This window comes from Psychrobacter sp. GTC18467 (assembly GCF_055397455.1).
In genome coordinates, this window is sequence record NZ_AP038920.1 from 708695 (window position 1) to 722567 (window position 13873).

11 protein-coding genes are annotated in these 13873 nt (G+C 46.2%); 6 read left to right on the plus strand and 5 right to left on the minus strand.

What is annotated here, in order from left to right:
* Positions 1–140 precede the first annotated feature (140 nt).
* Positions 141–1544, minus strand: coding sequence for a class II fumarate hydratase (gene fumC, locus ACZ5XY_RS02980; RefSeq protein WP_464742831.1), 1404 nt, complete (start codon positions 1542–1544; stop codon positions 141–143).
* Positions 1545–1791: 247 nt separating this feature from the next.
* Between fumC and ACZ5XY_RS02985 the strand changes: the two genes are divergently transcribed.
* Positions 1792–2448, plus strand: coding sequence for a 5-formyltetrahydrofolate cyclo-ligase (locus ACZ5XY_RS02985; protein ID WP_464742833.1), 657 nt, complete (start codon positions 1792–1794; stop codon positions 2446–2448).
* Positions 2448–2699, plus strand: coding sequence for a hypothetical protein (locus tag ACZ5XY_RS02990; RefSeq protein ID WP_464743723.1), 252 nt, complete (start codon positions 2448–2450; stop codon positions 2697–2699). Before ACZ5XY_RS02985 ends, ACZ5XY_RS02990 begins: the two co-directional genes overlap by 1 nt.
* Positions 2700–2744: 45 nt before the next feature.
* Here the strand turns inward: ACZ5XY_RS02990 and ACZ5XY_RS02995 are convergent, their stop codons facing one another.
* Positions 2745–4106, minus strand: a complete 1362-nt coding sequence (locus ACZ5XY_RS02995) for a Na+/H+ antiporter family protein (protein WP_464742835.1) — start codon at positions 4104–4106, stop codon at positions 2745–2747.
* A gap of 382 nt (positions 4107–4488) precedes the next feature.
* On the opposite strand from ACZ5XY_RS02995, the gene lon reads away from it, so the two are divergent.
* The gene (lon, locus tag ACZ5XY_RS03000; protein ID WP_464743725.1) at positions 4489–6948 is read left to right on the plus strand and encodes an endopeptidase La; all 2460 of its coding nucleotides are present in this window, start codon (positions 4489–4491) and stop codon (positions 6946–6948) included.
* 196 nt (positions 6949–7144) lie between these two features.
* A complete protein-coding gene (locus tag ACZ5XY_RS03005) occupies positions 7145–8107 on the plus strand; it encodes a hypothetical protein (RefSeq protein ID WP_464742837.1) in 963 nt (320 codons plus the stop codon).
* Between the two features lie 75 nt (positions 8108–8182).
* Here the strand turns inward: ACZ5XY_RS03005 and ACZ5XY_RS03010 are convergent, their stop codons facing one another.
* On the minus strand, positions 8183–8581 hold the full coding sequence (locus ACZ5XY_RS03010; protein ID WP_464742839.1) for a hypothetical protein: 399 nt from the start codon (positions 8579–8581) through the stop codon (positions 8183–8185).
* Positions 8582–8899: 318 nt separating this feature from the next.
* On the opposite strand from ACZ5XY_RS03010, the gene ACZ5XY_RS03015 reads away from it, so the two are divergent.
* Positions 8900–9469, plus strand: a complete 570-nt coding sequence (locus ACZ5XY_RS03015) for a superoxide dismutase family protein (RefSeq protein ID WP_464742841.1) — start codon at positions 8900–8902, stop codon at positions 9467–9469.
* 104 nt (positions 9470–9573) lie between these two features.
* On the opposite strand, the gene topA is transcribed toward ACZ5XY_RS03015, so the two are convergent.
* Both topA and ACZ5XY_RS03025 read right to left on the minus strand, forming a co-directional pair.
* Entirely contained in the window at positions 9574–12222 is a 2649-nt protein-coding gene (gene topA, locus ACZ5XY_RS03020; protein WP_464742843.1) for a type I DNA topoisomerase, read from the minus strand.
* Positions 12223–12475: 253 nt separating this feature from the next.
* Positions 12476–13003 (minus strand): hypothetical protein, encoded by a 528-nt coding sequence (locus tag ACZ5XY_RS03025; protein ID WP_464742845.1) that lies wholly within the window; start codon positions 13001–13003, stop codon positions 12476–12478.
* 243 nt (positions 13004–13246) lie between these two features.
* Between ACZ5XY_RS03025 and ACZ5XY_RS03030 the strand changes: the two genes are divergently transcribed.
* On the plus strand, positions 13247–13756 hold the full coding sequence (locus tag ACZ5XY_RS03030) for a DUF2799 domain-containing protein (protein ID WP_464742847.1): 510 nt from the start codon (positions 13247–13249) through the stop codon (positions 13754–13756).
* The last annotated feature ends 117 nt before the right edge of the window (positions 13757–13873 follow it).

Here is a 13873-nt window from a genome sequence, read left to right on the forward strand (position 1 = left end):
ACTGATGAAAATCGCTTGTATGACTCTTTACGAAATATATAAATATAAATCTCGACGTTAAGATACTTTTTTAATACTCTTATTTTCAGATAGAAAACCCCGCATCATCGCAGGGTTTTTTTATTAAAAGAAAACCAAACCTACGACGGATGAACCATCTCCTCCGGTTTCACCCACTCATCAAATTCAGCTTCAGTTAATAACCCAAGCTCAACTGCCACTTGTTTCAGCGTTTTGTTTTCTTTATAGGCAGTTTTGGCGATTTTGGCAGCGTTTTCATAGCCAACATGACGGTTCAGCGCGGTCACAAGCATGAGTGAATTGTGCAAATAATGGTCAATTTTTTCTTTAACCGGCTCAATACCGACCGCGCAATGCTCATTAAAGCTGTTGCAAGCGTCGCCTAGCAGTTTGATGGATTGCAGTAAATTATAAGCAATCACTGGCTTAAACACGTTCAATTCAAAGTTGCCTGACGCGCCCGCAACGTTGATGGCAGTGTCATTACCAAGCACTTGCGCAACCACCATGGTCATGGCTTCGGACTGAGTAGGGTTAACTTTGCCCGGCATGATGGACGATCCTGGCTCATTTTCAGGGATTTTAATCTCGCCGATGCCGCAGCGAGGTCCTGAGGCAAGCCAGCGGATGTCGTTGGCGATTTTGTTTAAACTTGCTGCCAAAGTTTTTAGCGCGCCGGAGGCAAAAACTTCGGCATCACGAGCGGCAAGCGCTTCAAATTTATTTGGTGCGGTGACAAACGGCAACTCGGTCAAAGTTGCCAATTGCTCAGCCGCTTTTACCGCGTAATCGGGATGCGCGTTTAGCCCTGTGCCAACGGCAGTACCACCCAGCGGCAACTCATAAAGCCCTTGCAGCGCGTTGTTAATGCGAATCAGCGCATGGTCAAGCTGACTGACATAGCCGCTAAACTCTTGCCCCAACGTCAATGGCGTGGCATCTTGTAAGTGGGTGCGACCGATTTTGACGATGTCGCTAAACTCATTTGCTTTGCCATCAAGCGTATCGCGAAGCGCTTTTACCGCAGGGATTAACAAGCTATTAATTTGACGCGCCGATGCAACGCGAATGGCGGTTGGGAAGCTGTCATTGGTCGATTGCGCGTGGTTGACGTGGTCGTTTGGGTGAATCGGCTGATAGCTGCCGCGAGCATTGCCGGCGATTTCGTTGGCGCGGTTGGCAAGCACTTCGTTCATGTTCATGTTGGACTGCGTTCCTGAACCGGTCTGCCAAACCACAAGCGGAAACTGGTCGGTTAAGCCGCCATTGATGACTTCATCGGCAGCTTTGACGATCAAGTCGCGCTTATCATCGTCAATGCGTCCCAAGCTTGCGTTGGTGATTGCCGCCGCTTTTTTGACCAGCGCCATCGCCTCAATCATTGGTCGCGGTAAGGTTTCGCCACCGATTTTGAAGTTTTCGCGGCTGCGCTGAGTTTGCGCGCCCCAATAGGCGTCCGCAGGAACTTCCACGTTGCCCATCGTGTCTTTTTCGGTTCGGGTTGCCTGATTATTTGTCGACATAACAGTCCTCTTTTTTTTGATAATTGCCAAAAAATGGTATAAAAAACCTTTATTTTTAAAACGGCTTTTAATGTTGAATCCGCACCGCTTTGCTATGATACCATGAGTTATCACAAATATCGTTGCCATTCAAAAATGCTTTTGATAGCTATAACGATAACTATCGTATCGCAAAAATAACAATTAATCCTAAGCTTTTTGCAAAAACTGGCGCGAATGTTTAAGCAAACTTTTCAAAGGCGCGATAATGACTAACAATAAAACCATAACTTCTTCTATTAACAATGATGCTGATATTCAAGACGCGCTGATGACAAATCCGCCACGGCGCTATTTTACAAGGCAGCGGCGAAAGTTGAGTGCTCAAGAGCGCCGTCAATTTGCCCATCAAGCCCGCGTTTATCTGAATAAATTAAATTCTCGCCTGCCAAACCGCGCCAAAATCGGGCTGTATTATGATGGCTTTGGCGAGTTACCAACGCAGCCGATTTTGGATTGGTGTTTAAAAATGAATTTTTCGCCGTATTTGCCTGTGGTCGGCTCGCTTGGTCAACACGACAAACGGCTACGATTTGTGCCGATTTATCAGCATAAACTTATCACTATTCCTACCAGAATCCATAACCTTGGCATGAAGCAAAACCATCATCGCAGATTGCTTTGGGCAGATGAGCTTGACGTCATATTTTGCCCGCTGACCGCGGTTGATAGCTTTGGCACGCGAATGGGAATGGGCGGCGGCTTTTATGACACGACATTGGCAAAAAGTTATCGTGCTCGTGCTAAAAAACCGTTAAAAATCGGTTGGTGCTATGACTTTCAGCGAACGGTCACGCTAGTTCGCGCGCCTTGGGACGTTCCGCTTGATGGGGTGATTTCGCCAAGTGGATTAAGGTGGTTTTGATGAATAATAAATCTTTAGATAACCACTCTAGCGCAGAAAATGTCGAACAGCATTTGCAAGAGTTAGAAAAAGCGGATTATGAGCTGCTCTATTATAGCCAAGAGCAAACTTTTGATTCTAAGGAGCTTGCAAGCTTAATTAATGAAAAACGATTGCGTGAACTATTGGCGCAAAGTGATGCGTTTTTAAACCGCTTGAATAGCGAAATTGAAGATTTTGAGAAGCCGCCAGATTTTGAACAAAAAAAATGACATTTAAACCTGATTTAAACGCCATTTTTAAACTTAACATATTTCCTAAAGCACCATCGCCGCCACCCAGCCAAATATCAATAGCGGAATGTTGTAATGAATAAAGGTCGGAATAACGCTGTCATTGATGTGGTCATGCTGACCGTCGATGTTTAGCCCCGAGGTGGGACCAAGGGTTGAATCGGACGCCGGCGACCCGGCATCACCAAGCGCCCCTGCCGTCCCGACAATTGCCACCGTGGCAAGCGGCGAAAACCCTAAAGAAATACAAAGCGGAACATAAATCGCCGCCAAAATTGGAATGGTCGAAAACGACGAACCAATCCCCATCGTTACAATCAAGCCAATCAGTAGCATGACAAACGCTGCCATCGCTTTATTGCCAGAAAACAGCGCCGCCGCCCCATCGACCAATGGCTGAATTTGCTCGGTCGCTTTCATCACCTCAGCAAAGCCTTGCGCGGTAATCATGATAAAACCAATCATCGCCATCAATTTGATGCCATCGTTAAATACGGTATCGGCTTCGTGCCATTTGACCACGCCGGTTGCCATAAATACGCCAAAGCCAAACATCGAGCCTAAAATCAACGAGTCGGTCAGCAGTTGCACGACAAAAGCAATAATCAGCGCGGCAACAGCAACAAGCGTTTTAAATAATGGCTGTTTGGGTGCGTTTTTGGCGGTTTGGCTGAGCGGATCGTTATCGATGGCGGCTTGTTCGGTGGCTTTGTCAATACTCAATTGCGCATATTGGCGCGGCTTTCGGTAGCTGATAAAAACGGCGGTTAATAGCCCTGCCACCATGCCAAGCGCCGGAATTGCCATCGCATGAGTGACCGAAATGTTCGCCACATCAATTCCCGCCTCACCGACGTTTTTAAGCATGATTTGGTTGAGGTAAATATCGCCAAAGCCATAGGGGATAAACATATAAGTCGTAACCAACCCAAAGGTAATCAGGCAAGCTACTAGCCGTCTATCCACTTGCATTTTGTTAAAGGCAAGCAACAGCGGCGGCACAAGCAACGGAATAAAGGCAATGTGAATGGGGATTAAATTTTGGCTAAAGCAGCTCATGAGCACCAGCCCTGAAAACAAGCCGTATTTAATCAAAAAGCTTGTGCCGCCCGCTTCAATCCGCCGAACGACACCGCCTGCAAGCGCCTGCGGCAATCCTGAATGGGCAATCGCCACGGCAAACGCCCCAAGCAGCGCGTAAGATAACGCAATTTGCGCGCCGTTTTTAATGCCTTCACTGAACGCATCAAGCGTTGCGCTCATGCCAAGCCCTGCAATCAGCCCGCCTGCCATCGCCCCGATGATCAAGCTTAATACCACGTGAACCCGAGCCAATGACAGCCCAAGCATAATCACCACCGCAACCAATACTGCATTGATGGTCATAACTTCTCCCAAATTTTTCAACGCCTAGCTAGCAGACGCTCGCCCAAGCGCCTTTTACTTTTTTAAATCACTTTTTCCGTTAGCCTTACTGTTTTTTAAGCAAAGCCTGAAACAGTCGGGCGCAAGTTTACCTGATTTTTTAGCGACATCGGGAATTTTTACAGGGCTTATTTTTTAGTAAATTGGCGCAAAGTCTTATAAATTAAGGGTTAAGCAGCCATCATTTTTTATAACCAACTATTTGTTATTAACCCAAGCTTAAGCCTTGCAATTTTTTATCGCAGCACCATTTAGAGAACATGAACCACGAACTTGACTTGACAAGTCTGGTTAACGAGGAAACTATATGACTGAATATAATATTGACAATATTAACATTGATATCGATGATGAGGCGCTTGACAGCACCAAAGCCACCGATAAAACCGAGAACTACCTGCCCCTTTTAGCCCTTCGTGACGTCGTCGTCTATCCGCACATGCAAATTGCGCTGTTCGTCGGTCGCGCGCCGTCGGTCAAAGCGGTTGAGCTTGCGCAAGCCGAATACGACAGCAAGGTGCTGGTGGTCGCACAAAAAGACTCTTTAACCGAAGATATCGACCAAGACAACCTTTATAAGTTTGGCACGGTTTGCCGAATCGTCAGCACCATGCCGCACGACAGCGATGACAACTGCATCAAAGTGTTGATTGAGGGCGAATACCGCGCCCGCGTTGATAGCTTAGAAGACCATGATGACGTCTTGATGGCAAGCTTTGAGCGCGCCGATTTGAACGTCGAGATGGACGAGCGCCAACAAAAAAACACCATCAAAGCACTGATTAGCTTATTTGAAAGCTATGCCGACGCACGCCTGCGCAATGCTCGCGAGCTGATTCGCGTTGCTAAACGTATCGATGACTTGCTTGAATTGGTGTATTTCATCTCAACTCGCGTGTCGATGGATTTGGATATCAAGCAGTCGTTTTTGGAAGAAGACGATTTAAAAGCGCACATCAACACCTTAACTGAATATTTGGTGAAGCAAAGCGCCGAGCAAAATATCGAGCAAGACATCCAAGACGCCGTTCGTCAACAAATGGAAGACAATCAGCGCGAGTACTTTTTAAATGAAAAAATGAAAGCCATTAAAAATGAGCTTTCAGACCTTCATAACGGCGCGTTTGATGCGGAAGACGACACCGCCGAGCTTGAGCAGCGCTTAAAAGACGCCGACTTGCCAGAAGACGTTCGCAAAAAAGCCGAGCAAGAGTTTAAAAAGCTTAAAATGATGCCGCCTGCCTCCTCTGAGTCGTCCGTCGTCCGCAATTATATCGAGTGGATTTTGGACACGCCTTGGAACGCAGCAAGCAAAGTGTCGATCAACCTTGATAAAGCCAAAACTATCTTGGATGAAGACCATTATGGCTTGCAAGATGTGAAAGACCGCATTTTGGAATATTTAGCGGTGCAATCACGAGTGAAAAAACTTCGTGGTCCTATCTTGTGCTTAGTGGGTCCTCCAGGGGTAGGTAAAACCTCGCTTGGGGAGTCCATTGCTCGCGCAACCGGTCGCAAATTTGTACGGATGGCATTGGGCGGCGTTCGTGATGAAGCTGAAATCCGTGGTCACAGACGAACCTATATCGGTGCGATGCCCGGTAAAATCGTTCAGTCGTTGGCAAAAGTTGAAGTCAAAAACCCGCTATTTTTACTCGACGAAGTCGATAAAATGGCGCAAGACTTCCGCGGCGATCCGGCATCAGCACTACTTGAGGTGCTTGATCCATCGCAAAACGACAGCTTTAACGACCATTATTTAGACATGGACTTGGACTTGTCGCAAGTGATGTTTATTTGTACTGCCAACAGTATGGACATTCCGCCGGCGCTACTTGACCGGATGGAAGTGATTCGCCTTCCGGGTTATACCGAAGAAGAAAAAATCAATATCGCCCAAAAATACTTGGTGCCAAAAGCCGTTAAGCAAAATGGGCTCAAAGAAGGCGAAATTAAAATCGTTGATGCCGCGCTGCATAGCATCGTTCGCAGCTACACTCGGGAAGCTGGCGTTCGTAACCTTGAGCGTGAAATCAACAAAATCTGCCGAAAAGTTGTCCGTGAGTCGGTCGAATCGCACGGCGCTCGCGCTCCGAAAAAAGACGAGCGCAACCTTGTCACCGTTGACGACAGCAACATTGACGACTATCTAGGCGTTCATCAGTTCGACTACGGCTTAGCTGAAAAAGAGCCAGAAATCGGTCGCGTCACCGGTCTTGCTTGGACGCAAGTTGGTGGTGAGCTGTTAACCATTGAAGCAGCGGCAATGAAAGGCAAAGGCGAGCTGATTTTCACAGGCTCTCTTGGTGATGTGATGAAAGAGTCGATTCGCGCGGCGATGAGTGTGGTTCGCGCTCGCGGGGATTTACTCGGTATCGATTACGAAACCATCAAAAACACTGACATTCACGTCCATATGCCAGAGGGTGCAACGCCAAAAGATGGTCCTTCAGCCGGTGGCGCGCTAACGACGGCGTTGGTATCGGCATTGACTGGAATTGCGATTCGACCGGATATTGCCATGACGGGGGAGATTACCCTTCGCGGTAAAATCCTACGCATTGGCGGGTTGAAAGAAAAGCTTCTTGCTGCCCATCGCGGTGGTATCAAGCACGTGTTGATTCCAGCAAGCAATGAGCGCGACCTAGCGGACATTCCGGACAATGTCAAAGCAGGATTGACCATTCAGCCGGTCTCGACCATTGACGAGGTGTTAAAAGAAGCCTTGGTGAGCGTCCCTGACCCCATCAAGCCTGCCAAAGTCACCGTTGATACCACTAAAGGCAACGCGCTGCATAATTAATCACATAATTATTTATCTGTTTTAAAAAAAGCCGCTTATTTATAAATAGGCGGCTTTTTTATGGACTGCTCTTTTTGATAAACATTTTTTTACCAATATCTTAGAAAAGTCTATGCTATGGTCGGATAAAATAATGATTAAACGGCTTATTATCATGTTAAAAAAATTATCGTTAACAACCATAGCAGCGCTTAGTTTGACCTTTCTAGTTGGCTGTCAAACCGCACCGTTATCAAAAACTGCTAATCAAAATTCAGCAAGTCCAACTTTTAAAAACGTTAGCTTAAACGCCGTACCAAAGCCGCAATTGCTTGAGCGCTTGACCTATTACGATTGGCAATTAATTCAGGTTAAAAGCGCGACTGGCAAAACCAAACCCTTTCGCCACGACCCGCCTTTACTCATGGATATTTTCCCTAACCGATTGATGTTTCATGAAGGCTGCCACCGTTATCAAGTATTTATTAATGATGTTATCGGTCGACCTTACCTTTATCGTTTTAATAATTTTAGAACGCTTCCGGCGCAAACTTGCCAAAACAGTGACCATAGTGAAATTCGAGCCGCACTCGAGCACTTATTTGTGCCTTATGGCGATGTTGGATTTAATTTTAATATTTTATCCGAAAGCCAACCACAACCAAAAATCGCGCTGAGCATCAACAACGGCACCGCGCTTATTTTTAGCGGTAAAGCAAAGCCTCAGCAGAGCATTTCAGGGATTCCACTTACCCATGAGTTATTAGAGCGCTATAACTGGCGACTGGTTCGGGCAACAGATGCCAAGCAACAGCGGATTGACGACTTTTATCAGCCTGATGTTCCGATCGCAGCAAGCTTCTCTACCGATGAGCGTAGGCAACACTTTGGCGCTTCAGTCGGTCAGCAAGGCATAGGCGGAAGTTACGTACTGTCAGTCAATCAAACCTTGTTAACCCAAACTGACCCCTCACCCGCCATTAGCTTTGGAAAAAGATTGGATAACATCTGGCGTAAATTTGTCGTTGTGGCATTAAGACCAAGCCAGCTTATGTTAACTGAGCAACAAGCGCCATCGCAAAATAGCAATCAATTCAGCCCGCGATATTTACTTACGCAAAAGGCAGAATCAGGCGAAACCTTGGTTTGGGAAAGTGAAGTAAAACCAAAACGTTATTAAATTACCATATTAACCCTCGAAAAAGCCGAGACATACTCGGCTTTTTATTTGCAATATTCCAACCTTATTTCAACGCTATTTAATCGTCACCGTTAAATAATACGGCTTTGGCGTGTTGCTTGCTCGGGCTTGGTTTCGTGGTTGCAGCACGCGGATGGTTTGTGTTCCCGTTTTGCTTAGCGTTACCGGATTTTCACTAATATCGGGTGAATTGGTACCATAAAGTACCGGATACAGATCCTGGCTACCCACAAGCTTAGCGCTCACCTTTTGACCTTTTTTGGCATAAAACTTATATTCGCAATAATCATAGCCGATAACTGCCCCTGCCCGATTGACCTCAAAGCTGCCTTGGTTCATTTTAAGTTCTAAAGCGCCGCAGCGGTTGCTATCTTGAGCGGCGTTGGCACTTACCGTGACGCCAAATAACATTGCCGGAACAATCGCCAAACTTAGGATTTTATTAACTTTCATCAGAGCTTCCTTATTCTTATCACATCGTTTATGGAAAAATTTTTAGCTAACTCATCATAACTAAATTTGGCAGGTATTAAGAAACGATTTGTTGTGAAGTTTTTAGTCAGTCATGGCGATAGTTTTCGTAGCCGTTAAATGAACGTATGCGGCACTATGAATCTTTCACAAAGCTTACATTTATTAACTGATTGTTGCGCTTATCTTCATTTATTTAGAACTGAGCCTCGCTATACTAAAAAAGCATAACCTTAGCCAAAGTTAACCCTATCAATAACTTTAAAAAACCAATAAGAATTAGCCTTTACGGAGATAATAATGAGTAACCTTAATAAAAAAACCCTGCTAACTGGTGCCGTATTTTGCAGCGCCGCGCTTGCACTAAGTGCCTGTCAAAGCACTGAAGGTCAGCTGCATACGGGCAACCCATTAAGCCAACCTACCTTAAAATCCACGTTGAAAACGACCGATGCCAAACAAATGGAAGTGGGTCAGATGTTTTTGCGACCCGTTAAAGATGGCGTTCAGGTCTATGGTAAATTGATGAATTTAAACCCCGGTCAAACGGTTGCTATCCACATCCACGAAACCGGAAGCTGCGCGAATATGGGAAAAGCTGCGGGCGGTCACTTTAATCCTGACAATTATAAGCACTCAAACCCAAATGATATGATGGGTCATGCCGGCGACCTACCAAACATCACCGCCAATGCTGACGGCGTGGCAACACTTAACTTTGTGAATAAAAAAATCTCAGCCGCAGAAGCCGGAAAATATAGCGTCAACCGCCGCGCCTTTATCGTTCATAGCGGCGCTGATGACTATATGAGCCAACCCGCAGGCGCGTCAGGTGAGCGAATTGCTTGCGGCATTATTGAAATGAACTAAGAATTTTCGCTAAATCAGCTTAGCTATTCATAAAAAAAACCTCTTAACATTTTAAAGTTAAGAGGTTTTTTATAGACAAATCCAAGTTAAAGACTTAAGACGACCTATTCTTCAATCCATTTACCATTGCGCCAGTAAACGCCCCAACGCGTGGCTTTGCCATTTTTTTCTGAACCGACGTACTGTTCTTTGTTTTTTCGGGACCAACGTAAAATGGTTGGGTTACCCTCGGGGTCTTCATCGGGCGCGTCAAATAAATATTGAAACTTATCTTCCAATTTATCTTGGATAGGTCGCAATTCGCTCAGCTTTGGCGCTCGCGTTTCGCGAACTTTGGGGAATTTTGACGCCGCCAAAAACATCCCTGCTGCCCCTTCACGCAAAATAAAGTGGTCATCATGCTTGGTTGATTTTAAGTCCGGCATGTCGATAGGCGCCATTCGCGGCGGCGCAGGCTCGCCGGTTTTGAGCACTTTTCGGGTGTTGTCGCATTTTTGACACGCAAAATAAGGACCAAAGCGACCGGTTTTAAGCTCCATTTGACCATCGCATTTGTCGCAATCGATGGTGGGCGCATCCGACCCTGGAACTTCAAATTTGCCTTCTTCTAAAATATAACCGTCACAATCCGGATTGTTGCCACAAACATGCAGCTTTAGACCGCCATCAACGATGTAGCCGTCCATGGCGGTGGCGCATTTTGGGCAGCGCTTTTTTTCCATCAAGTCTTTGACTTCGGCAATCTCATCGCTTTCTGAATCATCAAGATTGGCAAACGCTTCAACGGGCATTAGGTTTTTAGTGCCTTTGCAGCGCTCTTTTGGCGGCAAGTTATAGCCGGTGCAGCCTAAAAATACGCCGGTTGAGCCGGTGCGAAGCTGCATGGGTCGACTACACAAATCGCAATGAATGTCAGGAACGTCCGTTGGGTCATTAGGTCGCATGCCGTCTTGGTCTTTGGCATGCTCAAGCTTGGTTTTAAAGTCGCCATAAAAGTTATCAAGGACATTTTTCCAGTCCTGCTCGCCTTCGGCAACATGGTCAAGCTTGTCTTCTAACGCTGCGGTAAAGGTATAATCCATCAAGTCTGGAAAGCTTGCGGTCAAACGGTCGGTGACAATATCACCCATTTTTTCGGCAAACAGGCGCTTATTTTCAAGCTTGACATAACCACGGTCTTGAATGGTCGAGATGATTGAGGCGTAAGTTGAGGGGCGACCGATGCCTTTTTTCTCAAGCTCTTTGACAAGGCTTGCCTCGGTGTAGCGCGGTGGCGGCTTGGTGAAATGCTGACTTGGGTCAAGCTTATCAAGGGTTAGCTTATCGCCTGCTTTGACATCGGGAAGTAAGGTGTCGTCCGTTTTGGCAGGCGGCATGACTTTGGTAAAGCCATCAAAGGTCATGGTGCGACCGCGAGCTTTTAATTCAACATTTCCGGCAGTGACCAGTAAATTGACCGATAAGTATTTGGCTGGCATCATCTGACATGCCACAAACTGCCGCCAAATCAGCTCATAAAGGCGAATGGCATCGCGCTCAACGCCTTTTAGCTGCGTTGATTTCAAATTAACGTTAGAGGGGCGGATGGCTTCGTGAGCCTCTTGCGCGTTTTGCTTATTGCCATAAACGTTGGGTTTCGCCGGAACATATTTTTTGCCAAAATTGTCCTCAATAAACCCGCGAGCAGCCGTTTGAGCGTCGTTCGATAAAAACGTCGAGTCGGTTCGCATATAAGTGATATGACCGGCTTCATAAAGACGCTGAGCCAAAATCATGGTCTTTTTCACTGAAAAGCCAAGTCGTGTGCTCGCCGCTTGCTGCAACGTTGAGGTGATAAAGGGCGCGCTTGGCTTGGACTGCGTCGGTTTTTCTTCGCGCTCTTTGACGATAAAATCCGCCGATTTTAAAATATCAAGAATACTGTCGGTTTGATCTTTATTGCCAAGCTTTAAGGGTTTGCCGTTTTGTTTGACCGCTTCTAAGCGGATATTTTCCGGCTCAGCACTGGCGCTTTTTTTGGCAGTAGCAACATGAGTGTCCGCATGAATTTGCCAGTATTCCTCAGGAATAAAAGCGCGGATTTCATGCTCGCGCTCAACCACCAAGCGCATGGCAACCGACTGAACGCGACCTGCCGACAAGCCGCGAGCCACCTTTTGCCAAAGCAGCGGCGATACCATAAAGCCAACCACACGGTCTAAAAAGCGGCGCGCTTGCTGAGCGTTGACGCGGTCGATGTCCAGCTTTGAGGGCTGCTCAAAGGCGCTTTGAATGGCTGATTTGGTAATTTCGTTAAATACCACGCGCTGATATTTGCTGTCATCACCGCCGATGACCTCTTTTAAATGCCAAGCAATCGCCTCGCCTTCTCTATCCATATCGGTTGCCAGATAAATTTTATCGGCATCTTTGGCAAGCGCTTTTAACTCTTTAATAACTTTGGTTTTGTTGGGCAGCACTTCATAAACTGCCCTCCAGCCGTGCTCAGGGTCAACGCCCATCCGCCGAACGAGCGCTTGCTGCGCCTTTTCTTCTTTGGTTAAGGTGTCATCTTTTGCCGTTTTTTTAGTGGTTTTGCCGCTGCCGCTTACCGGCAAATCACGGACATGACCGATACTTGAGCGCACGATAAAATCATTGCCCAAATACTTGTTAATCGTTTTGGCTTTGGCGGGCGATTCGACGATAACGAGCGACTTGCCGCTGCTTTCGTTGTCATTTTTTTTGCTAGCTTTGCTTGGGGTTTTTGCCATATTTGACGACACCATACTATCAATGAAGGATGACCGCATCGCCAATATAGTTGTCGTTGTAAAGGCGCGGCTGTCCAATCGTAAAATTAATAAAAATGCGGTTTAAAGCAGCAATTGCCTGTTGAGTGACGTTTTAATTGCTGCGAATTAAGTTATGATGACGGTACACTGCTAAGAGTTGCCATGTCAACCGTAAAAGCGCTGCCGGTGCGAAAGTTTTTTGCGCAAAGGCTGAAATCATGAGAGCTAGAAGCTATTTAAGCGATTGCTGCAATTGAGTTGCCAATGCCACAAGCCTTGATTTTAGCGCCAATAAATCCGGCTCAATTTGCGCCTTTTGATAATTCGGGTTGGTGTTTGGGCGAACATAATTGACATCTTCCCAAAATATCACGATGCTGTTGGCTTTGATATAAAGCGCTTTGGCAAACGGCGCGATGGTTGGCGGCAATTCCAAAGGCGTATTGTCTAATAAAAAGGCGGTTTTTTGATGCTTATCATCGCTGTCTAAAACGCGAAAATGACCATCAATCACTTGATAGCGAAGGCTTGGCAGCTGAATGTTGTCAAGAACCAAGCCATATTGCCCCATCATACCGTGACCAAGCGCCTCATCACGACCGCGAACCCAATCAGGGCAAGCAATCAGCTTTGGGTTTAAGTCAAGGCGTCTTGCCGTCATGCGCAGCGCATCTAAGCGCTGGTCAATGCCGCTTGGCTTTAAGGCGAGTATACTGCCAAGCACGAACAATGCCACAGCAATTGCAATCCAAATCCCCATCGTTTGTGCTCCGCCTCTTGCTCATTTGTTATTTAGCCAATTATAAAAGCTTAGTTATTTTCTGTTTGCCTCGATATCGCGATTTTGTAGCCAAAAATCAAGGTGCAAAATTGTTATACTGATAACGCTTTACTATCAATAGCTTGTCAATATTTTTACTGCTGAAAATAACAAGAAGGCAATCATTTTGCGCCAAAAAGGCTGCTATGATAAACCAAAACCATCGATTAGCGCAGGATTATTATGAACAAGTTATCTTGGCAATCCGCCTTATCTTATTTTTTAAGAAAATCGTTAACGACTAAAACCTCGATAATCGCCGCAAGCGCAAGCCTGTTGCTGCTTTCTGGCTGCGCCACCACCCAAAACCTCACGCCGCAGCAGTGCCAAACCAGCAACTGGCAAGACATTGGCTATCAAGACGGTTTGCGTGGTCGCTCGGGCGATTATTTTGGGCGCTATGTTAGCCAATGCGCAAGCGTTATGGGGTCAGCTCCTAACCGAATCGCTTGGGAAACCGGTCGCAAACAAGGCTTAAAAGGGTATTGTACAGAGTTAAATGCTTACAAACGAGGTCGTGAGGGCTTTGACTGGCAGCCGGTTTGTCCGCTTGAGGGCATCGAAAAGCTTGAGGAAGCTTATTCGCAAGGGCGCTATTACTATTTGCGCCAACGCGATTTTGACTCTTTATATTCGCCTTATCCTTATGGTTTCAGACCGTTTGGCTATCGCCCATTTGGTTATTATTGGTAAATAGGTAAAAACTTACCAACAAAGAAAACCTCACAAGGGTAACCTTGCGAGGTGGGAGGGCGGCGGTCTTTTTCGACCATTATTTTAGTTATTGTTATTATTATTTGACTTATAGCG

Excerpts from the sequence above, each read along its gene's own strand:
- ACZ5XY_RS02990 (WP_464743723.1), top strand. The coding sequence starts at position 2,448 with ATGAATAATAAATCTTTAGATAACCACTCTAGCGCAGAAAATGTCGAA.
- ACZ5XY_RS03025 (WP_464742845.1), bottom strand. The coding sequence starts at position 13,003 with ATGGGGATTTGGATTGCAATTGCTGTGGCATTGTTCGTGCTTGGCAGT.
- ACZ5XY_RS03010 (WP_464742839.1), bottom strand. The coding sequence starts at position 8,581 with ATGAAAGTTAATAAAATCCTAAGTTTGGCGATTGTTCCGGCAATGTTA.
- fumC (WP_464742831.1), bottom strand. The coding sequence starts at position 1,544 with ATGTCGACAAATAATCAGGCAACCCGAACCGAAAAAGACACGATGGGC.
- ACZ5XY_RS03030 (WP_464742847.1), top strand. The coding sequence starts at position 13,247 with ATGAACAAGTTATCTTGGCAATCCGCCTTATCTTATTTTTTAAGAAAA.
- ACZ5XY_RS02995 (WP_464742835.1), bottom strand. The coding sequence starts at position 4,106 with ATGACCATCAATGCAGTATTGGTTGCGGTGGTGATTATGCTTGGGCTG.
- ACZ5XY_RS03015 (WP_464742841.1), top strand. The coding sequence starts at position 8,900 with ATGAGTAACCTTAATAAAAAAACCCTGCTAACTGGTGCCGTATTTTGC.
- topA (WP_464742843.1), bottom strand. The coding sequence starts at position 12,222 with ATGGCAAAAACCCCAAGCAAAGCTAGCAAAAAAAATGACAACGAAAGC.
- ACZ5XY_RS02985 (WP_464742833.1), top strand. The coding sequence starts at position 1,792 with ATGACTAACAATAAAACCATAACTTCTTCTATTAACAATGATGCTGAT.